Genomic DNA, 24,517 nt, shown 5'->3' with positions numbered 1-24,517 from the left:
CTGGTTGCAAGCAAGTGAAAGCCAAGCTTGCTTTGTCGACAAGGGTCTTTGTTTGTGATAACTGCGGACTTGCTGTGGATCGAGATGTCAATGCCGCTGTGAACCTGAAGAACCTGGTCGCGGAGAGTACCTCCGAGACTCAAAACGCCTGTGGAGATCACATAAGACCTCCTGAGAAGAAAGAGGATCATTCTCTCTTCTCAGGAGGCAATGATCGAAGAAGCAGGAATCGTCGCTTAAACAAGCACGAAGTTACACGAGGAAACTCGTGTATGGAAACTATTTCACATTAGTTTTCAACGGTTGAGCACACCCGATGAGGAGATCGAGGTGGAATGCCACGGAATCGTGGACTTCGCTCGCGTAATAAATCCCGTACCCCACCCGTAACGCTGTGCAATCGACCGACTGGTAGCCAACTCTTCAGAATGCGCCACCGTGGTTTTCTTCTGATGCAATGCTTTCATTAACAGACGATGATCCGCATCCATCTGTTTCATCGTGTCTTTTTGTGCTTTCTTCAACCGCCTATCAATACCCACCGCGTTCAACGAACCATCAGTGGTTGCCTCCATTATCGTGTCGACATAGGCTAACTGGCGTGCCGTCAACTTCGGTAGCACGGTCGGCATCAGCACGGTACCCTCGCTCAAAGGCTTCTGCTTGGGATCCTCATCGTCCATAATACTGCTCAACCCTGCACGCGTATCCACCATGATCACTCTTTGCCTTTCTTATGCGCGTCCTGCCTGGCCAAGAGGCAAAGCGTTCATCCAGCCCACGTATTGTTGGCCATGCATACGATCGAAATGTAAATAACTCATTGACGTGACCAGATTGCGTGTCACCGTATCCAATTCTTCTTTCGTGGTAGCAATAATCGTGACAAACCCCTGGAAAGACACTTCCGCCTTATTGATGGCAAGCTCGGTGAGGCGCTTATCCACCTCGTTACTCTCTAGGGTTAACCGCGCATCATCATTACGCCCCAAATTACGATTCATACGCTGCGTGCGTTCTAACTCGTTTTTCCGCTCGTTGAGCATTTTGCGCGCCTTATTCTCAGGCGTTGGTTTAAACGCCTGGGTAAAAATGATTTGCGCATCCTTACTACTGGTCAACTGGCTAAGGAAACCCACACTTGCGGGATCAGACGGCCATTTATCAATCCATAAGGTGCGCGCATACGTGTCACCCACATGAATATAATCCGTGTATTCGCGATAATTCGTGGCCACGGGAATATCATCATCGAGTTCGAGTTTCTCGTTAATCACGGTAATCGTATGCGAATCACTCATCAGCTTCATCATGGCACGCAACTGTGCTAGATTCTCCCAATACACTTGACTCGTCTGATCCGTTTCCACACCAGCCGCTGCCAACATCGACACCAACGGGGTAAGCCTGTCCTTAAAAAGACCACTGATACCTTGTACACCACCACCGTAGGAGCGCACAATATCACGCGCCTTATCAGGGTTCAATGTCAGGGAAATAATAATATCGTGGTTCATAATCGTGCGCATATTCTCGGCCACCATATCGAAGGCTTCCTGCTGCGCAAACGACACTGCTGAAGAATCCGTCGTATGAGGCATATGGAACGGGCTCATCAAGCTACGTGTTTGAATCGTTAAACGCACCACATCCTCAAACTCGGATAATTGTGCTAACAAGCTACCAAAAGCGCGGGCACGATCATCCTGTGTTTGCGTTTTCGCAAACACAAACGGCTGCCCCATACACCGAAGGATCGCGGTAGCATCCCCGTGTTCACGGTCGAAGAGGATACACGCACCAGCAAACTCTGTATTCATCACTTCTAACGGTTTAATACGTTTACCAGCCGCGCCTGGAAGATCAATATACCCCACCGTCGTATGCTTCGTTAAAGGGTTGAGCGTCCACTGGGTTTGCCCCGTCGCAGAGCGTAACCCGAATCCTAAGTGGATCATGACAATCTGGATGAGGCTACGCCCATGCACACTCACCGCCGCCACCAAAGCCACCACCAGAAGAATCCCATTCAACGGGGTAAAAGGCGAATGACCCACCATCACATTCAGTAAAAACCACACCACGATAACCCCAATAATGGTCAGCTGGTGGGGTTGGAGCCATAACACCACACCCGTCGAGGAGACGGGACTAAACGTTGCCGATAAACGATCCTGACGCTGATCTGCCATCACACGCCCTTTCTATTCTTTACTCGCAGACGCATTACCCGTAGAATCCACCTGGACGTGCACATTCACCTGCTTATCTGAACCCGAGTCAGCCACGACAGGAGCAGCCGCTGGAGTAGAAGCCGTAACTGGTGCTGGTGAAGCGGGTGGAGTAGTTGTAATCTGTACAGCCTGTGGACCAGTAGGAGTTGACTCGTTAATCGCGTTCGTTGGAGACGCAGCCGTACCCGACGTGTATTCACCAGACGAAGCAGACGTACTCACATGCGCAATCACATTCGCCGCCTTCGCCGCCGTATCCATAGCCTGGCTCGCCCCCGTAGGAGCAATACCCGTCGCAGCAGCCGACGCCAAAACACCCGACGCCCCCTGCATAAACTGACCCACACCCGTAGCCAAACCAGACGAAGCCGAAGACACGGATGTTTTATCCTTCACCGCATCTGACGTATGCGACGCCACCGATGGCTGAGCTGTAGAAGGAGAAGAAGATGCAGAAGGAGATGTTTTCCCGTCTTTCGTTAAAGAATCCGTAGCAGACGGGGAACTCGAAGCCGAAGTAGGAGAAGGAGTAGAAGATAAGCCTTTCTTCGTTGCTCCGTCTGCAGTATTCGCTGCCTGTGCAGCACTGCCCGTAGCTTTACCAGAAGCACCCAAAAGACTGCCCGCACCAGAGGCGAGACCAGCACCACCCGTGACCACGCCCACACCCACCGAGGCAACCGTTTTCGCCGTATCCACCGCGGTAGACACCGTGGCTTGCCCAGCAGAAGCCACCGTGGATAAGCCTGGAGCGCCTGGAAGGAAATTCGCTACAACTTTCACCAACGTCCACGGCAACACCGACGCCAAAAACATGCCCACAATCGCGGTGTAGTAGCTCATCATGTCGCCTTGAGAGTTTTGAATAATCGAACCCGTAATGTAAATAATGATGGCCGCGATCGGTTTAAACAAAATAATGCCCACCATCCACGAACCCCACTTCGATAAAGCAGGACGAAGCGCATCCCAACCTTGACTCATCGTCACAATCGGAGCCAAAGATACACCCAAAATAATAAGAAAACTGCGCGCTACCATCACCATGATGAGCACCAAGGAGCCCACAATAATCAGTAACGCGATCAGAGCGGCCACGGCCAGATTCACATTCGTGAGCGTATCGGATTTCAACTCGATAGTAAACTCATTATTCGGATACGCCCATTGAAGAATCTTCTGCGTCACCGCACCCTCGACCGCTAAAGCACGCACCGTCACCGTAATCAACACCACGTTAATCGGGTAGGCGAGGATAGTACGGAAAAGGGCGGAAATAACACCACCCCAGGAGCCTTTAAACATGGCTTGCACGATACCAATCGCACCAATACCCACAGCAATGAAACCCATCAAACCCGCAATCTTGTTCGACACATCAAAAGCGGTCGTCCATTGCGCATCAGTCACATTACCCATATTCAACGCTAAATGCGCGGTCTGCTTCCACGCTTCAACAGCACCATCAACAAGCCATTTCGATAACGATCCCAACGGATCTAACGTATTAAAATTCACTAATCACCCTCCACGCCCCATTGAGCTTCCAGAAAAGATAAGGGCATAATCAACCAGCCTCAGCCAGGAAAAGATTATGCCCCGTCACACGTCACCTCTTAGATGAGTTGCTGATCAGTAGCCCACATGATCAAACCACCCGCAGAAGCAACCAGAGCAGCACCAATCAAAGCAGCAATCAACATGCCCCAACCGATACGCTGCGCCATGTTCGAGCTACCCAGTTTGCCCATAATGACACCTACCACGCCGAGGATGAAACAAATCACCAAAATATAAATAGCAGCACCGCTAATACCCGACGCAATCTTAATGAGCTGACTCATAAAAGGAAAATACGTGTAATCAGGCTTAATATCCGTAGGCCCTTCCGCCCACACTAACCAACGAGACATTCTAACTCTCCGTCCTTTATCTATAAACAGTTATGGTGGAACCACACGATGATTGCGTACGAGAAAGGGAAGAGGGAAGAAGATAAACCCCTAGGAAAACACAATCATCATGGGTTCCTACTATGTAATGACAAACCCGACGCGTGCTCATCGATATCGATGAGCACCACATCCCGTCAGAAACAAAAAAAAGGGGGATACCGCCGTATACGGCAGCATCCCCCTTAGTGGGTGAGTGGTTTAGTCGTGGCCTGTGATCGCGCTAAACCATTTCCCAATACCATTGAGACCGTTGTTCATAATGTCTTCGACAAACGCTTGGGGTGCACTCGTCAACGTGGCGCCAGCGCTTTTCATAGCATCCCAGGCTTTCGCTGCGGCACCAGCAAAATCACCTTCTGCGATTTTCTTGCCTGCCTCAGCAATACTATCGCCCGTGTTCTTCGCTGATTCAGCGGTCTTATCATGCGCGGTTTCTTGTTTAAACATGTCCGACGGTAAACTCGCGTTCTCGCCCGATGCTGCCGTAACTGTGGTCGAACTCCACACATTCATTTCCTGCCCCACCAGTTGGCCCAATCCCGCAATGACGAAACTGCCCACCAGAACGCTCACCAGGATACGATCACCAATCGCATCATCAAGACGCGTGGAAGTGACCTTCGCGAACACGAAACGTACCACACCCACCGTCAACGCGATCACGGTTAAAATCACGCAAATGGCTTGAATACCACCAATAAAAGATCCCAACTCGTCGGGAACCCACGAATAATCAGGATGTAAATCCATCCCAACCACCTCACTCCTTCAATTTATCTTTCTAGTACCAGTTGTTGTGCAGCCAGAATTGTTTAGCTCCACACGGACTCTTATAACGATCTTTGATGTATTTCATACCCCAAATGATTTGGGTGGCCGCATTATCACGCCAATCCGACGCAATAGTGCTCATCTTTTTTCCTGGAAGCGCTTGGGGTATGCCATACGCGTCACTCGACGGGTTATCCGCATCCCACCGCCATCCTGACTCGTGATTCCATACCCATACCAGACACCCAAACTCGCCCGACTCGGTATCGTCCCACCCATAGGCGGGCATGATACTTTTCGCATACGCACGCGCATCCTCAGGTGACGCATGAGTCAAATCTGTCGGCACGATAGCGCTGACCGCACCCGTATCACCCAAAGGCTCATTCGTCCGACACAACGCAGCAGCCGCTGACCCCGACCCGGATACAGGATCGGTGACATGGGCAGCATCATCACCCACATACCGGTACGCGTCGGTTAACCCTGACGTAATCTCCGCGTTAATACCAATCTCGGGATCACTCGCAGTACCCTGATCGCCGGGGTGTCCGTCCTCGATACCGCTTGGAGTAGCGTGACGTGCACCACCAAAGAGGCCACCACCCAAATATGTTTCCGTATGCGTGGCAGCATTCACAATAATGTCGCCGCGTTTGAGCTCATTCTTCGCATTCTTTGGGTTCCCACTCCACGTGAAATACTCATAGCCGCTGGCCGTCAAGACTTGCTTCATCGTATGCGTCGAAAACGGTGTCGATACGGACAATGCGTGTCCCGCACCTTGTGTGATAGAAAAATACACGAGCGAGGAGCAATCATAATCAGGATTCCCATTCCTGCGAGCTTGGGAATACCCATGCGAATCATCCAACGCAACCTTTTCCACGAATTGTGCAGCAGCCTCCGCCACCTCAGTATCCGCTTTCTCAGGCGGCTGATACGTTTTCGGATCAATCTGCGCCACCGCCGCCACATTCGACGATGATGATGTGTCGGTGGACGTGTCAGAACACATCACATTCTTGTTAAACAACGTGGACACCAACACCACAGGAATCATAATCAACGCGACCAGTATGACGCCCACGCCGCCAAGAACACCCATCAGCTTCTTCATCACACCACTTCATCGAATTGTTGAATAGAAGACACAACACCCTCATCAACGGTGTAACGCGTAGCATCAGCCTGGCTGATACTGATCGCTTCCACAGGTTGATGTGTCATAGAGGCGAACGGGTACGTGCTACTCGTCCCGTGGCCCGTCCCTAGCAGCGTAGGATCAATACAACGAATCGTGGCAATCATAATGCGTCGAGCCATATCCGCCTCATCCACATCCTGAACCCACTCCATCGTCAACCGTGCATCCACACAGTCGTGGTCAAGCCCCAACATCATCAGACTCAACGATGCGGCCATCAGTGCGATACGACGGATGCGCTGATCATCGCGCACATAAGCACGCGCAATCAAATACACAAGAACACTCACCGCGCTAGCAGCAGCACAGGAACGATTCTGACCAATCGTGATGTGCGCATCAGACACCATCACATCATGTGCCGCATCCTCAATCAACACCGCATCCCAGCCGCGCATTCTCAGCACACTCAAAACACGATGCAGCACATAATTCGTATAATGATGCGCTCTATCCACACCCCGCACAGCACGCTCACGAAGACGCACACTGGCAGAAAACAAAGACGGTTCTTGACGGTACGAATCTATCTCATATACACGGGTAACAACATGCCATGTTTCCACATGCGCCCCATGCGTCGCGAACTGAACAGGAGCAGCATCCCCCTGACTAGTCATGACTTGACGTAACGCCTTCCCCGTATGCGCAACACCTGGATTCGGTGTTTTCACACGAATTATCACCGACTGCGTATCCGTCGTCACGGTCACCTCATACGAATAGGTAAAAGCGCGCACAGGCTGGATAGACACGTGTGCTTTCACTCGCGTATCCCCACGCACACCAATACGCTGTCCCCATTCCAACTCCAAAACCCTGGTCGTCACCGTCTTCTCAGCATCCACCTGGAATACAGGTTGGAACTGTCCCACCGCATTCACAATCCCTACCTCGGTCAAGGGATAGTTTGATCCGCGCATACTCTCAGGCACACCAATCCTCAACGGCGTCACCATATCAATATCGCCCTGGGAGCGTTGTACACGCACAATATCAGGCACGATCACATCCACCATGCGACTATCATGCGGCAGAGTGAAACTTGCAGCCTGCATTACAGAACACAGCAAAAATGGTGGCTCGCTCATCACGCTATCCAGCATGATACTGGTCGGCACATCATGCGCATACAACGCGCACACCATGCGCGCGAGCTTCTGCCACTGATCAACCGTGCTTATCTGGTCAAACAATGCAGACGCGCGCATCAAATACTTATCCACACTCATACTCATAAAAATCTCGCTTTCCTACTGGTTAGAGTTGTCCTGGAAGATACGCCTCGCCTGGATCCTGCGGCACATCCCACGACGGAGGAGAAGGCGTCGAAGGTGTTGATGGCACACGCGGAGTAGGCGGGGAAGACGGAGTAGACTGTCGCGGAGTCGAATACGACGGTGACGACTGCGATGAAGACGGGGATGATGTATCCGCTTGAGCCTGGGCTTCAGCTTCAGCCTTAGCCTTCTCATCCGCCTCCTTTTTCACTTGGACGGAATTATTCACCCCGTCCATAGCACCCTGGAGTGGCTCCACAGCCTTGTTGATAGACTCCACAGTCGCATTCGTATCATTCAACGCTGCTTGGAGAGTATCAATAAGAGTTTTTAACTGATCACGTGTCGCATTATCAGCTACTTGACCATCCGTGGAATTGTACAGATTATTCGCCTCATCCAACTTGGCCTGCGCATTAGTCTTCGCATCAGCAAGTGTCTTATCTGCCTGTGATGTGGTGAGTGCTCCCACAGCAGCATCCAACCTGTGCGCATCCGTGCTCAAAGCAGCAGCATCGCTCAGTGCCTGATCCTTCACAGCCGTAAGGCTCTGACCATTCACCGTGCACGACAAGGATGCCTGATGAGGAGAATGCAATGCCACTAAAGTCTCTACACTGCTACGAGTTGCAGGATCAGCCACCTGGTCCACACTAATCGTGTCAAGGGCAGCCGTAGCCGCCGTGACGCTCTTTCGCCACATGATGCGAGCCGCATCATACGTGTCAACCGCTTCGGTGCAGGCGGAACGCGTATGAGACTCATACACCCACACGCCACCACTAACCAGCACTATGACGGCAGTCACACTGGCAGCACCAATCAGCAGCACACGCTTGCGCGCAGCCCACAGGGCAGTCACAGTGTTGAACCAATCATGAAAACGTACTGATACCGTTGACGGGTGGCGTGGAGTATCTGCAGACACGACAGAAGAAGGGGGAGCAGTGGATAAGGATTCGTCACCCCTATGCGTGGAATCATCCAGATCGTCGCTCAACCACTCTGCAAACACAACCCCAGGCGCCTCATCCTCCGCATTCATGCTCTCAGCTGGAACAGGAGCCGTGACAGAATCGCTGTGTGCTGGAGGATTGATAACCGTATCCTCAACCGTGGTGGTTTCTGCCTGCACGGGTTCTCCAGAAGAGACGTTAGCAGTAGTCGTATCATCCGACAGAACCGACGCCAACGAGGCGGATACCATTATCTCTGATGCGTGAGGTGGTACCGTTTCGGGAATAAGCGCCGGTGGAACAATCACCTCACCCGCAAGTGGCTCTATGGCTTGTGCTTCATCATCAGGCGTGGCTGCGGGGTGTGGAGCAAACGGGTTGAGCTGGCGCATCTTAGCCCACCACGAGTGAGCATGATCAGTATCCTCATGCGTATGAGTGTCCGTGGTCGAGGTGGTGGTGTGGCCGAGGTCTTCGTGAATCAGGCTGCGTAACGCTTGCGCCTGCTGCGCCTTCAATTCCTTGCGCGACAATACAGGAGCGGATACAGTTTCACCCTTACGGGTCTCGTGATCCGTAAGGGGAGAAGCCTGACTAATTTGTTCGAGGAAGTTTTGAGGACTCTTCGAGTCTCTACCATACATAACTAAAAGTCCTATTTCACATCAACATCATCATGCAACGGCACATCACCCTTCAACACAGGGTTCGGATGCTCTGTATAACCTGGCTCATTCGTGCCGATAGGGCCCGACGCACGATAACTCATCAACATGATCAACGCACGCTGAACTTCTTCCACATCCATATGCTGTGATTTGAGCCATTGCACCTCATCAGGGAAAATCTCGGTTTCACCCGCACCCCATGCGGCACCCTTCATAAACCCATCAATACAATCATCCTTTTTCAAATCCATGAGCATATAGGAATACGCGATAGCCTTGGAATTAAACTCGTTCAACTCGTTCTTCACCACGGAACTAAACGGCCCATAATACTGCTTATGCCCCGTAATCTTGTCCAAAAGACGTGTCACCTCAAACGGGAGAGGAGAATAATACGCGACCTGTGGCTTGTCCTGGAAACGAGGACGCAAAAACAACGCCGTATAAATAATCGTGCCCAAAAAACTCACCGCATTACACACCAGCATCACCATCACAGACACGGGATGAGACTGAATAATCGCGATACTCGTATCCCACTGCGTCACCATAGCCACGGGAGTCACACACAACGACAAACCCGCCACAGATAATGCTCCATACATGAGATAGCGACGAAGACGCCAATACGAATACGGGTTCACATAATAGGAACACCATAAAAACAGTACAGACGCCAACGTTAAAATCGGTGCCCAAAACATGATGACATAAGTCAGAAATTGATTCATTAGTGTTGTCCTTTTTGATGATGTTTCGCTGCGGCACTCACGGCACGCAACACATATTGACGACGCTCACTATCCGTACGAACAAACGAAGGAAAAATACTCACAGGAATACGCACCTCAATCTCCTCAGATTTGACGGGTGTTCGAGGGGAAACAGGTTTGCGAATATCAACCAGTTCAGCCAAGAAAGTCTCTGTGATTTCGTGTGGACGATTTTTCAGCACAGCCACCATGTAAGGCTTGAGACGTACATGCGGATTGTGATCCATAAAACGGGTGAGAGTATCAAGATCCTGTGGACTCATGGTACGCAAATTGCGTGCAGAAGCAGCACTCAAACGTCGAGCATCCACAAGATCGAGAATAGAGTCAGGAAGAGAACCCAACTGCACCAGACGACGAATACCTACCTGGCTTTTCTGATACTTCTGCGCAAGTTTTTCTGCAGTAGTTAACGCTACATCGCCTAACCGTACACCTTGGTGCTTTAACGCGTCGTAGCGTTGCTTCATACTCTTAGCTTGCTCGGAAATCAGCAGTGAGGGACGATTCAGATTCGCATCGACCATCACAATCGTGGCCGTATCATCATCCACATCCAAAACAATCACAGGAACCGTGTCCAGACCAAGCAGTTCGGCAGCATGATGGCGGCGATGCCCGCTTAAGATTTCGTAATGAGCCCCATCCGAAAGTTTGCGCACCAACAGGGGAGAGCGGATCCCATCATGCTCGATTGATGCCATGAGCGAGGCCATCGCATCATCATCCAGAACCTTGAAGGGATGATCATGAAAAGGGACAAGCAGACCCGTGTTCACGTGAATAATACGCTCGCTCTGGTTGACCGTAGCCAATTCTTTATCCGCTGCGGAAAAAATACTTGTTTTCCCGCCCGACTGGACGCTACGTTTCGCGGGTTGGAAAGGATTACCACTCACCATCACGCACGCTCCCTCATTGCCGCCAATAACTCCGTGAGTACGTCAGCGTATTCGTACAATTTCGTTGGGTTCGTACCCACAGCGAGTTTCAAGGGTTGACGCTTCCTGATCACCGCATCAAAACGTGGTAACTGTTGCGCATCCAACGCGGCCACAAGACTCTTAAACGAGTTCGTGTTCTCTTCCGCACGCGTCAACAAAATAAACTTCATCGTGCCAGTTGGAATGTTTTGCATCGTGATCCAGGTTTGCTGATAATCCATCGCCGTATCACTCATCGGCACCAACACCACATCCGCGACCGTTAACGCTTTAAGCATGACTTCACCCGCGGGAGGCGTATCAATAAACACCAACTCATCAGGAGATGTGGTTTTCATTAACGTGGACTGATTCGCGGGATATACCTCGAAAGGTAGTTCCTGACCGATCTCTAACGCTTTATCCGCCCACAACGACGCCGATGCTTGCGCATCCGCATCCCACACACGAGTACGCATACCGCGCAAAGCAGCAGCCGCTGCCAAATACAATGCAGTCGTGGTTTTACCCACACCACCCTTCGCATTCGCAATCGCAATTTTCATGACAATCCTCTTTCCGCTCTATCGGCGTGTCGCGTGTTTCATCAATATCGATGAAACAACCCAATCAGCCCGCACACGGCACAAAACCTAGTCGCATGGGCTTCTACTAAGTAATGACAAACCCCACGCCTGCTCATCGATATCGATGACGAGACAACCGACTTTACATTTCTTAGTAAGAGAGAAATTTTTTTCACGCCCACAAGGGTGGGAACTGATTCACAGAAAGTGAGGACAACTAATGCACCCTATTGACGCATGGCAACTCACCTGTGAACTCAGCTTAAGAGACACCGTACGCGCCTACAAACGCCACGGAGGAAAAGTCGTGAACCAAACACGCGACCACACCATGAGTAAAGGGCAACCAGTCACACCGTGGGCCATGTATCTGGCATGGGAAGGCACCTACCAGTACATCGTGTTCGACCTCGACAACCATGAGAAAAACAAGGACTATCAGGCGATTGTAGATACGAACCTAGCCGACATGATGCAACTATTGGACCAGCAACATATCCAGTATCTTGTATGCTCGTCGTCAGCCAATGGAGGCTACCATATCTGGATCGCAATGAAAGACAGCCTGGACGCTGCCCTCGTACGCCATGTGGCGTACACCATGAGTAGCCTGTTCGAATCATTAGACATCACACCATTAACCAATCCCGCCACGGGATGCGTGCGCCCACCTTACGTCGCACACCACACCAAAGGCGCCAGCACACCCGTCCAAGGCAACATCAGCACATTACTTAATCCTGAAACAACCGAAAATCAAATACTCGACCTACTCGATGCAGTAACGCTCCTTGCTCAGAATCAGCCCCACCATGCTCGTGTAGAAAGCAAGAATGAGACAGAGCAGAGGGATAGTCAAGGAATGCCGTACCTGCCAGGCACGCCACGTACACCAAGTCGTCATATCGACACACTCATGCGCACACCTATCAGCGCAGCCACGGATACGTCTGCACGCTTGTACGCCATCGTGTTAGGCATGGTGAAAAACCATTGGCACTACGCCACCCTCATCACCTACATGCACACCCACGCCACACTGCCAGGCTTCACCCACGCATTCAGCCGTAAAAAAGCACACACGCGAATTCCACGGCCCGAGAAAGGCATCAACTCGATGCCACACGTCGTGGCCCGCATGTGGACCAAAGCCTACACCACCATAACCAACACCACACAGCAGCACACAGGCACAGACACAGAGTTCATTCAACGCAGAAACCATGTCACCCGTGTTATCGACAGTGTTGTGGCACGCAATATGAACACCACACTGACAGGTACAGGAGCAGCCACAGACCAACGCGTCCTCAACGCCCTCTGCCTGTTTAGCCTGCAAGCAAACAGTCTGACCATTCAAGCCGATACGAGACGCATAGCTCTCACCACAGGAATCAGTAGACAAAGCGCAGCAGTAAGCTTCACACGCTTAAGAAACAACAACATCATCAGTCTGACCAGTCCAGCCACGGGACGTCAAGCACACACCTACACGATACGTGAAAACAGCCAAAACACTAGCCTTAGGACCTCTCAACGTCAAAACCCTGACACAAGTGAATACGCCCCCCAGGAAAACACACTCCCGATTATTCACACCCAGCTTGTGCACATGCTCACCCGCTGGCTCACAACCACCAGCCATGACGCCTGCACCTACCACGGACTAGGCATCCTCCGCGGAAATACCTACGCCACCACCCACCTCGATACACCCGAAAACACACTCAACACCCAGCTCGATCGGATTGCTTACGCCTATCAGTGTGAAGGAACAGTAGCCATCAGAGAAGCTACCTATACGGTAGAACGCGCCCTATGGGCATGGTGGTGTCAAGAACTCGACCATATGACCAGCCCTGCCCGACACATCACAGGCAGACCACCAGCCCACACAGCCACGAGTGTGCACAAACTCACCCTGAGTCAATACCCAAGAAAAAACAATAAAGCACACTACGCCACCGCGCGCAACATGATCAGTCGCCTCATACCCATAAAAACCACAGCATAAGAGTTTAGAGACGAATACCGATACTGACCGCGGACACAATATCCACCGAATCAGGCACCTGCAAACTCAAATACACTTGCGTAGTCTCCACACTCTCATGACCCAACAACTTAGACACAAGCAACAAATCATGAGTACCCTCATACATACGCGTCGCATACCTATGACGCAAAGAATGCGCAGAATAGCCTTCCCCAAGCAAATGAGATAAATGCTTCGTCACATACGAACTCTCCACATGCCCACCAAAACGACCAGGAAAAACAAACCCATACTGATGCTGAATAAACACCGCTAAATCATCAGGCAACGGCACCACACGCTCTTTACGCCCCTTACCATGCACCAAAAGCTGAGAACACCCATTCACCTCGATCACATCATGAGAATTCACTTGAGCGATCTCGCTACGCCGTAAACCACACTCCGCACCTAACTTCAACATTGCGATAAGCTTCTTATCACCCTGAGCCCTCACCACAGCCTGACGCAACACATATTCAGGACACGGATGAGGAACAGCACGCTCACGCCGCACATGAGGCAAACGCTGCGTTGGATCCACATCCAACAAACCCTCACCAACCAGAAACTGATAAAACGATCGCACTGTCGCCGTATACGCCTTACGCGTCTCCCGCTTCCACTCCTGACGAGCAAACACATCCACCAACAACGAAGACGTCACATCCAACGGATCACAATCCACCAACTCCGCCACATACCGCAACTTACGCGCACGAGTCGTTACCGTCTCCGACGTATACCCACTCGCCTCTAACCAATACGCCCACCTACCCGCATAAGGCAACCAAGCCACAGGAAAACTCTTTCTCAAAACAATTTCTCTAGACATAACCCCCATACATATATTTAACCCTTATGCAACACGCCGAATAATTGTTGGGGCATTGTTGTTCTTTAAGTTGTGATAGAATTCTTATTGAGAAGTTTAGAAAGGTGAATTTCAAAAATGCGAAGGACGTTTGAAGCGGAATCAATGCTAAATAGGATAATTTCCACAAATATCCAAGTGCTCATGGCAAGACGCGGAATTAATCAGCACGATTTGGCTGATTATTTCGGGATTGTCCCATCATCGGTAAATAAAAGGATGACGGGAAGAGTTGAGTGGAAAGTGTCTGATTTGGAGAAAGCGTCGGAGTACTTTGACGTTCCTGTCGAAACGTTGATACACGAGCATTGGCCGGAACAATATAATTGAAATATATATAAGTTCAGAGTTGATCGAGGTTAAACAAATCTGACAAACACGCATAGTTGACTCATTAGATAGATAGCGGTTTGAAGCATGAAAAAACCGTGACACCTTATAGGCACCACGGTTGCTAGTAGCGGGGCATGGATTTGAACCATGGACCTCTGGGTTATGAGCCCAGCGAGCTACCGAGCTGCTCCACCCCGCGTCGACTTATCTTGTTTAAGACAGCTTTATCTATTCTATTAGGAATCTGCTTTTTGTCAACTATGCGTGTCGCATTTTTTGTATGCATAGTAAAAAAGAACGGGCATAGAAAAAGATGAGATAAAATCACTTCTGACCAAAATTGATCAGAAGTGACGGCTTAAGCGTCCGCTTATGCTTAAACGCCTGCCTATTGAGCCATCCCTTAATTCGATAATTTAATCGCTCATCACTCGGTCTCAAATTCCTCTGTCACATGCTCCTTCACAGCAACCTTAATCTTCTGAGTATCCATAGAAGATTTCTTTCCTAAAATGTCAAATTCGTGAGCATCTTTGGAAGTAAACTCCTGAGTGTCATCGATTTTCTTAGAGAAAAGATGAATCATGCGTTTGCGAATGCCCTGTTCTTTTTTGAGGCTCTCTTTCTTGCGAAAGAAACCAACTGCAAGTACAGCAAGCAGCAGAATTCCTACATACCCCATAATTGGATACATCACTGAAACCAGTTGTTTAAATCCGGAGAAACTTAGCACGTAACCTACTGCCACAAGAGCAATTAAGATTAGTCGCGTTTTCTTTTCATTTGATTTTCCAAATCGTTTTGCTACTGCGTAAAACAGCGAGAAACATGTATTAAAAATTAGAGCAAAAATTGTGAATGTATATAAATAAGTGAACACAGGATTCATTTTGTTCACAACCATAAGCATTGGAATATCGGCGTCTTTAACGATATCAATATTTACGTAAAGAATTGCTGAAACGACAAAAATGATGAGCCCCACAAGAAGTCCACCTACTCGACCCGCTTTTTGCGATGTAGACAAGCGTAGTACAGAACCGCCTAGCACAAACGCCATCGGCACACCTGTCATGGCGCATAATGCAAAGTAATTAATCACAGACATCACAGGGTTAGGCATAGAGGACGGCACCGTGCTCGCCACAGCATCTAGATGTGCTGTATTAAAATCAGCAGTAAACAGTGTATACCCGCCAATAATACAAATCAGTACCAGTAAAATTGGCGTAAAAATACCTAAAATGTTGGTAATTTTCTCAAAATCCAAGAAAGCCACACCAATGGTCAAAAGTGCACAAATTAACGCGCCAAGCCAAGGTGCCATGCCAAACTGTTGGTTTGCATTTGCCCCAGCACCAGCAAGCATTACAAAAGCGATGACAAAATTTGAAACAATTAACGTATAATCAATAATTTTAGTAATAACCGGATGTGATATTTCGCGTAAAACCTCATCATGATTTTCAGAGCCGTAATACGAGCCCAAACTGATGATGACCTTGCCAAAAAATATACTCATTATGGTTAGTACGGCTGCTCCAATGACGCCCGGCAAACCAAAGGACACAAAGTATTGCAAAATATCCTGTCCTGATGAAAGCCCCGCTCCTACAATAATGCCTACGTAAGCGAAGGCTACTTTTACATATTCCTTTTTCACGTTTCAACCTTCCGTATGCGCGTTTCGCGTCAATACACTCGCGTCACATTAAGAATTCCGCATAACGGAAAACAATGTTTCGCTTTTATGAATCTGTATGCGTAGGGTTGTAAACCTTTCGATTCTAAGTCTCCGCTGCTGCGGCATTATAACTCTTGCAATCAAAAGTTATCCGAAATTTTCTTATGCGTAGAAATTACTTCGCATACAAACTCTTTTGTATTTTTCGTAGAAATAATTGAATTTAACAATCATTAAATATGCTTTCGCATAACAATCGCACACAAGTATATCAGTTGCGTTGACGTGGGACTTTATGAGTTGGTAAGTTATTCGTCTAAAAGAATAGAAATTATAAGTATTGCTAAGTAAAAACTATACAGTTCAGGAGTGCAACTCGTGTAGTGAAAACGAGCTGTTTTGTTGGACAGAGCTGATGATGGTCGTATAACTTTTATATGCGATGGTATGGGTAAGATGAAGCTTGATTTTATATACGAGGACCTTATGACAATGAGGACGTGCAAAATCGGTATGATATTGCACGTCCCAGGTTAGCTAGTGTTTAAAGGTTGTTAATTGTGAAAATTCTCCTCCTTGTGGTTGAAACGCTGACCAATAATTACAGCTAATGCTAATGCCATAAGACCCATAGAAATCACAGCAATTAATCGTATTGAACTGCCTGTGTTGGCAAGTCCCGATGGAGATGCTAGAGACTCATGCTTTTCGGTGCTGTTTTTCTTCACAGACTTGTGCTGATTGTCCTTATCGTCCTTGTTTGTAGCAACAGTGGTGTTATCGGTTGAATTGTTGTCAGAAGATTCAGTGGAGTTGGAATCTGTCTCTGGGATGGTATCGGAATCCGAGTCTGTTTCTGGATCTGTGCTTGGGTCAGTATCAGGATTAGGCTCTGGAGTTGGGTGAGTTTGCTGTAGCTCACCAAAGATTACCGTAGTCTTTTCAGTTACAGAGCCATCGGCAGAAGTAACTTGAATAACAGAGACGCCCCTATTGTTGACGCTTGCCTGCTCAATACTGATTGTGGCTGAAGTATCTCTTGCATATGCCTGTACGAGTGGGTAAGTTGTAACATCATCTGCTAAGTCAACGGTGTAGGTACGCGTATCTTGGTTAAAATCAGGTAACTGAGTTCCGTCGAGACGTAAATCTGCAAGTGAGGCATCAGAAGCTGGAGAGTTATTGACCTTAGCCATAATTTGTACTTCGGATACCTTTGCAAAGTAGTCTTCCTGTTCCTTTGAGCTGTAACTGAGATTGAGTCGAATTGATTGAGTAAATACTGGATGAGGAAGAGCAATCACAGTAGCTTTACCTTGCTCCGTTTCTACTGCAGAAGTTTCCGAGACATCTTCCCATTCTCCTTTCTCATTCTTTGCTTGTACAACAATCTTACTTGGTGCTGCTTCGGCACGTTTTTGGTCCACATAGAAATGAATTTCATCCACTGGATAGGCTTTATCAAAATCGTATTTCAGCCACGGATTTGTATCGCCGCCACCTGACTTCCAATTAGACCAGTTTGTGTTCAATTGCTTGTCGATAGTGTTTGATGCAGAATAACTACCTTCTGTGCTTGAAGCAGTGGCCGTAGCATGGTCAGGCGCGATATTTTCGAGAGTATTACGCTGTGTGACATACACAGTAAGCATTGCTGGTAAATCTGACCCCGAACTGGTGTCTTGAGCAGTCCCGGTAATACTGAAGGACCCCTCCTTTTCTAAGAGATCTTTTGTAAGACCACTGAAATCCCAAGTTACTGGTGCCGTAAAACTAGGGGAAGATAAGATATGAGCATTCACTGTAGAAGGCGCTGCCTCTTTTACGTCATCAACGGTACTATTTATGGCAATCGTTATTGAAGCTGGGTCTGTAACGGTCAAAGCGCCTACGTGCACATGAGCTGTAACTGGAATCTCTTGTCCGAAGAGTGTTTGAGCCTTACCGGAAATATCAAAAGTTCCTTCATTCTGAACTTTCTGAGAAATCCCCTCAGTATCCCAGACTACGCTGGATGACTGAGCTGTTCCCCAAGTGTAGTTAAGCATAACTTGCTCAGGTAATACCGGATCGCTACCCACGGCAGTGTGAATTATTGCATCTTGAGCATTTATCGCCTCCATACTGCGTACATACCATGCTTGATGTGCTCCTCCGCCTGAGAGCCACAAGCCGACCTTAGTTCCAGCAGCAGTATCTTGATTATTGACATCCATGGAGCGTTGCGCTTGCTTATTGGTGAAGCTGAAAGATGATCCGTTTTCTGTATTCACTATCCAGATGGCTGCTGGATTTTGTTTTGCTTCGTCCACACTCATAGATTCCAAAGCGTTAGTGCCATTTTTAGAAATAAGCACTTTGCTCTCTGAACCAGTTATGATGTACTGATGCAAAGATGGACGAAGTGATGGGGAAGTAACTTCGTGGAATGTCCAAGACTGAAGTGCTGCTTGCTCAGGAGTTGTAGCTGAATCTTGTATGGAAAGAGCACTGTCGTCAGTTGCTTGGGCGGTGAGAATTTTATTTGATGATTGACCCACAAGCTCGTAAGTGTGACCCGACTTGATGCCAGCATTTTCGGCTACACCGCTTACTCCAGATAATTCAATGGATGCGATAGAACGTGCAGGAACAGTCACCATTGCTGTTTTAGCCTGGACATCAATTTTCACAGCATCTTTTTGTTCCACATTGCTGAATGTATTCATATATTCAGGCGTTGCGCCAAAGTATGCTGTGGAGTTTTCATCCTCTGCTGGAGACGTTGTCAGGAACAATCGGGCAGAAGCATCAGAGCTAATTGTGCCGTACTGGGACAAGTCAATAATGAGCGTTTGATCCTGTGAAGAAGAGTTCGTATGGATGATTTTTTGTGTCTTATCATCGTTAGACTTTGCAGTTAGAGTATCGCTTGTGCGATTATTGGCAATGATAGAATCGCCTTCGTGGATAAATTTGGTGTATGCTCGAACTGCGTTGTATTTCGAATTTACAATTACAGAGCAAGGCTGTAGGCCTTCGGTTTTCCCTTCATTATTATCCACATCGCGTTCGGAATACAGGTTTCCATCCTCATCGGCAACTGTACAGTCAAAGCTGATAAATACGGTACCCCAATTGGTATTTTCGCCTGCTGGATTTGCTTCATTTCCATACACATCAGTGCTTCCGGTAGACATGTTATACAAATCTTCGACAACCTGCCAGAAATTAAAATCTTTGGATTGCAGGGCATAAATATCGCTATTTATCTTTCCTGCCATGCCCAGACCATTGCTAAACTCGTAAGGATTAAATCCTCCGGATTGCCACGCTCCATCCACCTCGCTCATAGATAGTTCTTTGCCTTCAGATTGAGCAATATCACGAGCTACGCGTTGATTATTTGTGCCATAAGAGTGTGTATTGTATTGCCCAATCATATTGCGTATTTCGGAAGAGTATGCATTATATGAATTGACAAGATGTCCTGAATCGGTAGCATCGGTGGCGGCAATAATGGTCTGATCGTTTTTATCCATCAGCGCGTGCAAGGCTTTAATAGTTTTTTGCTGCATGTCATTGCTCACATGCATTCCTTCTTGTGGCTTCTTCACAGCAGTGCTGTAAGGAGTTACATCTTTATTCTTGTCGCTGAAATAACGCTGCCAATAACGATTGACTAAGTCGATATTATTTTGTGCCCGAGTCGTATTTTTACCTGAATCATTATAGTAGGCATCCCAATTAGCGCCTGCTCTTAAACTTGGTGTGCCCCAATAATTGGTTTCAGATTCGTTAAATGGCTCAATGGTGTTAACATTTACACCGTATTTTTGCTCAAGATAATTGGTTACAGTCAATAAGTATTGAGCAAATTTTTCAGGGTCTTGTAAGTTATTGGTGCTGGAATTGGATCCGCCCGTTGCATAACCGCTGGATGTGAGGAACCATGGTGCGGAGTTAGCAAAAGTTTCGATATGCGTAATGTCCCCAGTTTTATGTCCTTGCTCGATCCACCACTCCTGGCTAAGTCCTTTGGACCAGTCGTACTGTGATTTATCGGCGGGGTCAAAAGCTTTGGCAATTTCATCCTTGTTATTTTGAGTAGTGGATATTCCTCCATACAAGTTGTGAGAACCTGTCGGATCATCTGCCCAATAGCCTGGAACTGCCGCACCTTGACGCATAAATGGATAATCATATGCAACATCTGAAGCATTTCCGCCGCCGATATTGTATCGAGCCATATTTAAATCGAGACCATCACTGCTAAAAATGCTGTTATAAAAGTCTTGTCTTAATTTTTTACCGTTTTCGAGTGCCTTTTGATAGGCTTCTTCGCTGATGTCATCACGGTTAGTGACAAAACCTTCTTCGCCATATTTTCCTGTAGCGTTAGCGAACCATGCAAGGGAGGTTCCCCACCCATCGAAGGTTCCATGTGCATACCATGGATTAGGTGTGACGGTAACCGTTTGAGTATCCTCGGCAAATGCCGGTGAGCTAAACATGCTTGCTGGTATGGCCGTTCCCATTGCCAGCAATGAGGCTGCTGCGAAAGCAGCAAGAGGTTTGCTTGTTTTCATTACAAATTCCTTAAAATCAGTGAACTGGGGTGGCATGCTTAGGCTGAAAACCATGCCACCCCAGAAGCTAACTCGTTATGAGATTTTTCTTGCGAGGGTTATGGCGCAGCCCATTACAAGGCTTACGGCGATTACGACCGTAAGAGCAAGAACTGCACTACCTGTTTCAGCAAGAGCTATAGTTGATTTTTTACTAGTGTTGACCTGAGAAGCCTGTGAGTTTTCCTCATTCGCATCATTGCTGTTAGTCTTCTCTGTGTTGTTTTCATCATTGGTTTTAGGTGTTTCTCCTTGATTTTCACCATTATTTTCGGAATTGTCAGAGTCATTTGAATCTGGAGGTGTATCCGAGTCTGGTTCAGGTGTAGATTCAATAACTCTACGTGAACTAATCCAGCTCAGCACAGGGCCAGTACCATGCTCAGACGTGAGAGTTATTTCAACTGATTGCGGCGCATCTCCAGTGATTTCAATGGTATTCGTCGCGATAGCGTTATACTGCGTGGCAGTAGCAGTTGCAAAATCTTGTGCTTCACTGTCTCCAACCGTGTAGGTGATAGTCGTAAGGCGCTCATGATTCCACCAGTCATGCATTGCCACGGAAACTGTGTGCTTTCCAGGGGAAAGAGTTAAGCGATAAGACAATGGGCGGTTAGTATTTGACTTACCTGCATAGAGTCCTGATAGGTATGGATTATCAGAATTTGTATTTTGAGTCCCATAGTCTTTAGAAGTGTTTCCCCATGTTCCGTTGTCTGCCTGATCAGACGTACGATTGACAAGAGCGTTATCAAATACATCATCTATGGCTGCATATGCAGGTGATTGGTCAGAATTGACATCAATGAAATATTCAAGATGGTCTGGCGTTGTATACACTGTTGCAGTTGCTGGAAGGGTAGTACCATCTACTGTGCCTCGTACATATGCAGGCATAAAAGGTTGTACATTGTGTGGTATTTCTTCCCAAGAAACAGAGCGCTTTTGGGTTGTGCCATCTGCAAGACTAACGTTGACTGAATCTGGGAGCTTGACGTTTTCCCCTTCTTTTACACCGACTGAACCAGTGCTCTCAGCACTAACTACTTCGTCGTCACCAGCTCGAATTACATTAATCCAGTTCAGAATTGGGTCGAGATTGTTGACCGAGGATTTCTGAGCAGAAAAAGTTACTGTTTGTGCTTGGGCCAGGGTAAATTTCAAAGGTTTTGTGGAACTTGCCTGTTTCGCATTTACATTATCCTTAGCAAGAATTGTGCCAGAATTATCAGAAATCACAAACTGTACTGTTCGGTTGTTCCATTGTGCCCACCAGTCTTTTACGCCGGCCGTAACGGTGTAAGTTCCGGCTGGAAGATCAGCTTTGTAATCAATGTTTTTCCCCTTGTTTGCGTACCAGCCAGTGTCATAGATGTCATTTGATGAAGTACCATATTTTTGTATATCGCCATCTTCACCTTCTGCGCTTGTGTATCCCCATGTTCCTTGCGAATACGGTTGGTCTGAGGTAGTTTTATTCATCAAATCAGGAGCATTAGCACGAATAGAATTGTAATAATCCGATTCATTTTCTGCACTGCTTCCAGAATCAATGAAAAGCACAGTGTTCTTAGGGTATACGGTGACAGTAAAGCTGATACGAGCTCCCTGAGGATTGGATAGAGTACCGTTCACGGTGACTTTTCCTGCTGGCTGGTCAGGACCGTAATAATGATCCCACGTCACTTTAGTTGTGGTTGGGGTTGCATCACTACCGCGCACAATATCGATTTCCTGTGGAAGAGATTTCATAAGCTCTGACATAGAGCCGGTCTCCGTAGGGAATGGAGTCGTGACTTTTACAGCTTCGTATTGGTTGAGTGTGTCAAGTGTCCAGTCGCCATGTGGGTGAATTTTTACGTTATCTCCCTCCATCTGTAGTGGAGTCATCACATATCGAGACTGGCTGATATCGGCACCAGTATCCGGATTAAACCAGCGGTCTCCCCAATAAATGAATTTTCCTGCTTCCTGATCTACAGGTATGACGTAACTAGATTGTGTGTAGAAGGAGTTGGATGGGTTTTGTTGGTATCCATCGCCCTTGATGAATGGTGTCTTATGTGAAACATATGGTCCGAGGAAGTTATCAGTTTCGCTCGAAATGTATTCATTCTCATTTGGCGCCCACCCGGTGGTATGCGAGTAAATGATGTGATACTTGCCATTCCATTTGAACGGTGCAGGTGACTCCCGAGAGTCTGTAGCAACGATGTTATACGTGGCGCCTGCAGCGATGTCGGTTCCACGTTTTTGTTGCGCATTTGGTACTACAAGCTTGGTATAAGTGCTGTCAAGCAAAGAAATTGTCAAATCTCTATTCTCATTGCTGGAATACACGAGATAAGCATCATTAACCCCATCGTGATTTGCGTCTTTATCATCAATCCACAGATTCATATCGCGGGCCATACCAGGATTGTTTGCATTATTTCCAGGGCTGAGGCGGAATGAGCCTAAATATTTGTATGGGCCAGCTGGATTGGAATCGACACTGATTGCTACGCCTGCCTTAGCTTTGGAATACGTTGCTTTGGTCTCATCTCCATAAAGTGGTCCGTCTGCGTGGAACCAAATGACCCATCTTCCGGTCTTTTCGTTATAAGCCATTTTTGGTCGTTCAAATACGGCACTGGAAAGAGTTGGATTAGATCCATCACCTTTGAGCGCTTTTAAGTCCCACAGAAGATGATCGAGAGCTTGGCCAGCATTGCTGATATTGCTATTCGAACTATCCTTTGAAAAAGCAGTGAAATCGTTGCCATAAATATTTGTATAATCAGGGTCAGATTGCATAGAGGTCGTGTTGTAGAACTTTTGGTACACAGGATCTGAGCCGTTGAGCTTTTCTTGAAGATCTTTATCGCCCAGGTATGTTTCAAATCCACGGCCCTTATCAATCCAGTTCATAAGATCATCGGAATAATAAATTCGAACGCCATGAGCAATAAGACGGTCTGTTTTATCTTCTCCCATCCAAATATAAACTTTGCCATCGTGGTTAGCATCGATGTACTGATCTTCGGTTGCTAACGTTGAGGTTTGAGCAGTCACAAAACCTGCTCCATGTGCCTGAATGAGATTGCCATTATTGTCAAAAATGCGCATACCGTTGGTTCCGGTAATTGCGGTGTAATGGTAAATAAAACGCACAGAGTTGAAGGCAGTTGTGAGTTTTTCTTGTGCTTGAGTGAGAGCGGTCTCATCTGTGCTACCTTCATCGATGAGTTGTTGGGCAGCTTCCCGTGCCTTATGGAGAGCATCGAGATCATCGTTATTCGTGGTGTATGAATCATAAGGTGCTGTGCCAGAGTCGTCTGCTCGGAAACCTGAAGCTAGCGGTGTAAGCTGTTCGGGCTTTGTGGAGTTCAACGTTTCCTTTAATTTTTCGAGTGTAGAAGTTGAATTATCAGATTGATTTTGTGGACCAGCCGTTGTGTTTGATTCATTCGCAGATGGAGATGAATCATCAGATATGGCAACGTTGCCACCGGCGAATAGAGCAGTTGTTGTGATAAGTGCTGCTATGATTCGTCTGATTTTGATGTGCATACTTTTCTCTTTCTCATGTGCCTACTCGTCGATGAGAAAGCACATGTCTTGGTATTTTCAGCTCTTACGGATAAAAAG

18 protein-coding genes and 1 tRNA gene are annotated in these 24,517 nt (G+C 47.7%); 3 read left to right on the top strand and 16 right to left on the bottom strand.

All coding sequences use genetic code 11. From position 1 onward, the window contains the following. Nucleotides 1-14: 14 nt before the first annotated feature. Nucleotides 15-293 (top strand): transposase, encoded by a 279-nt coding sequence (locus D570_RS09565; protein WP_245531835.1) that lies wholly within the window; start codon nucleotides 15-17, stop codon nucleotides 291-293. Between the two features lie 3 nt (nucleotides 294-296). Here the strand turns inward: D570_RS09565 and D570_RS0100475 are convergent, their stop codons facing one another. The 11 genes from D570_RS0100475 to D570_RS0100425 form a co-directional block, all read right to left on the bottom strand. Further along, the gene (locus D570_RS0100475) at nucleotides 297-716 is read right to left on the bottom strand and encodes a hypothetical protein (RefSeq protein ID WP_018142446.1); all 420 of its coding nucleotides are present in this window, start codon (nucleotides 714-716) and stop codon (nucleotides 297-299) included. Nucleotides 717-734: 18 nt separating this feature from the next. After that, nucleotides 735-2,192: an SCO6880 family protein gene (locus tag D570_RS0100470; RefSeq protein WP_018142445.1), complete on the bottom strand. Its 1,458-nt coding sequence runs from the start codon at nucleotides 2,190-2,192 to the stop codon at nucleotides 735-737. A 12-nt stretch (nucleotides 2,193-2,204) separates the two neighbouring features. Beyond that, nucleotides 2,205-3,752, bottom strand: a complete 1,548-nt coding sequence (locus D570_RS08035; protein WP_018142444.1) for a hypothetical protein — start codon at nucleotides 3,750-3,752, stop codon at nucleotides 2,205-2,207. Between the two features lie 98 nt (nucleotides 3,753-3,850). Next, the gene (locus D570_RS0100460) at nucleotides 3,851-4,147 is read right to left on the bottom strand and encodes a hypothetical protein (RefSeq protein WP_018142443.1); all 297 of its coding nucleotides are present in this window, start codon (nucleotides 4,145-4,147) and stop codon (nucleotides 3,851-3,853) included. A 240-nt stretch (nucleotides 4,148-4,387) separates the two neighbouring features. Next, on the bottom strand, nucleotides 4,388-4,939 hold the full coding sequence (locus tag D570_RS08030) for a hypothetical protein (RefSeq protein WP_018142442.1): 552 nt from the start codon (nucleotides 4,937-4,939) through the stop codon (nucleotides 4,388-4,390). Nucleotides 4,940-4,970: 31 nt separating this feature from the next. Then, complete coding sequence (locus D570_RS0100450) at nucleotides 4,971-6,080, bottom strand: aggregation-promoting factor C-terminal-like domain-containing protein (RefSeq protein WP_018142441.1); 1,110 nt, start codon at nucleotides 6,078-6,080, stop codon at nucleotides 4,971-4,973. Then, nucleotides 6,080-7,405: a hypothetical protein gene (locus D570_RS0100445; protein WP_018142440.1), complete on the bottom strand. Its 1,326-nt coding sequence runs from the start codon at nucleotides 7,403-7,405 to the stop codon at nucleotides 6,080-6,082. The genes D570_RS0100450 and D570_RS0100445 overlap by 1 nt, the downstream gene beginning before the upstream one ends. A 22-nt stretch (nucleotides 7,406-7,427) precedes the next feature. After that, entirely contained in the window at nucleotides 7,428-9,047 is a 1,620-nt protein-coding gene (locus D570_RS08945) for a hypothetical protein (RefSeq protein WP_018142439.1), read from the bottom strand. An 11-nt stretch (nucleotides 9,048-9,058) separates the two neighbouring features. Continuing rightward, the gene (locus D570_RS0100435) at nucleotides 9,059-9,802 is read right to left on the bottom strand and encodes a hypothetical protein (RefSeq protein ID WP_018142438.1); all 744 of its coding nucleotides are present in this window, start codon (nucleotides 9,800-9,802) and stop codon (nucleotides 9,059-9,061) included. Beyond that, the gene (locus tag D570_RS08940) at nucleotides 9,802-10,746 is read right to left on the bottom strand and encodes a ParB/RepB/Spo0J family partition protein (RefSeq protein WP_018142437.1); all 945 of its coding nucleotides are present in this window, start codon (nucleotides 10,744-10,746) and stop codon (nucleotides 9,802-9,804) included. Before D570_RS08940 ends, D570_RS0100435 begins: the two co-directional genes overlap by 1 nt. Beyond that, nucleotides 10,746-11,333 carry a ParA family protein gene (locus tag D570_RS0100425; RefSeq protein WP_018142436.1) on the bottom strand — a complete coding sequence of 196 codons (588 nt, stop codon included), beginning with the start codon at nucleotides 11,331-11,333 and terminating at the stop codon, nucleotides 10,746-10,748. Before D570_RS0100425 ends, D570_RS08940 begins: the two co-directional genes overlap by 1 nt. Before the next feature lie 328 nt (nucleotides 11,334-11,661). On the opposite strand from D570_RS0100425, the gene D570_RS0100420 reads away from it, so the two are divergent. Further along, entirely contained in the window at nucleotides 11,662-13,368 is a 1,707-nt protein-coding gene (locus D570_RS0100420; RefSeq protein ID WP_156812180.1) for a hypothetical protein, read from the top strand. Nucleotides 13,369-13,372: 4 nt separating this feature from the next. Here D570_RS0100420 and D570_RS0100415 read toward each other — a convergent pair whose 3' ends face one another. After that, nucleotides 13,373-14,206: a tyrosine-type recombinase/integrase gene (locus tag D570_RS0100415; protein WP_245531834.1), complete on the bottom strand. Its 834-nt coding sequence runs from the start codon at nucleotides 14,204-14,206 to the stop codon at nucleotides 13,373-13,375. A gap of 135 nt (nucleotides 14,207-14,341) precedes the next feature. On the opposite strand from D570_RS0100415, the gene D570_RS09710 reads away from it, so the two are divergent. Further along, nucleotides 14,342-14,593, top strand: coding sequence for a helix-turn-helix domain-containing protein (locus D570_RS09710; RefSeq protein WP_018142433.1), 252 nt, complete (start codon nucleotides 14,342-14,344; stop codon nucleotides 14,591-14,593). Between the two features lie 128 nt (nucleotides 14,594-14,721). Here the strand turns inward: D570_RS09710 and D570_RS0100405 are convergent. The 4 genes from D570_RS0100405 to D570_RS0100390 all read right to left on the bottom strand — a co-directional run bounded on the left by D570_RS0100405 (nucleotide 14,722) and on the right by D570_RS0100390 (nucleotide 24,259). After that, nucleotides 14,722-14,795, bottom strand: a tRNA-Met gene (locus tag D570_RS0100405). A gap of 228 nt (nucleotides 14,796-15,023) precedes the next feature. Continuing rightward, entirely contained in the window at nucleotides 15,024-16,259 is a 1,236-nt protein-coding gene (locus D570_RS0100400) for a YkvI family membrane protein (protein WP_018142432.1), read from the bottom strand. Nucleotides 16,260-16,834: 575 nt separating this feature from the next. Beyond that, nucleotides 16,835-20,848: a discoidin domain-containing protein gene (locus tag D570_RS08010; RefSeq protein WP_018142431.1), complete on the bottom strand. Its 4,014-nt coding sequence runs from the start codon at nucleotides 20,846-20,848 to the stop codon at nucleotides 16,835-16,837. 75 nt (nucleotides 20,849-20,923) lie between these two features. Further along, nucleotides 20,924-24,259, bottom strand: coding sequence for an Ig-like domain-containing protein (locus tag D570_RS0100390; protein ID WP_169331201.1), 3,336 nt, complete (start codon nucleotides 24,257-24,259; stop codon nucleotides 20,924-20,926). Nucleotides 24,260-24,517: the final 258 nt, after the last annotated feature.

The sequence above is a fragment of the Alloscardovia criceti DSM 17774 genome, assembly GCF_000376885.1.
In the GTDB taxonomy this organism is placed as follows: Bacteria; Actinomycetota; Actinomycetes; order Actinomycetales; family Bifidobacteriaceae; genus Alloscardovia; species Alloscardovia criceti.
The sequence above is the reverse complement of the archived record's forward strand: the minus strand, read 5'-3'. Positions and strand labels throughout refer to the sequence as shown.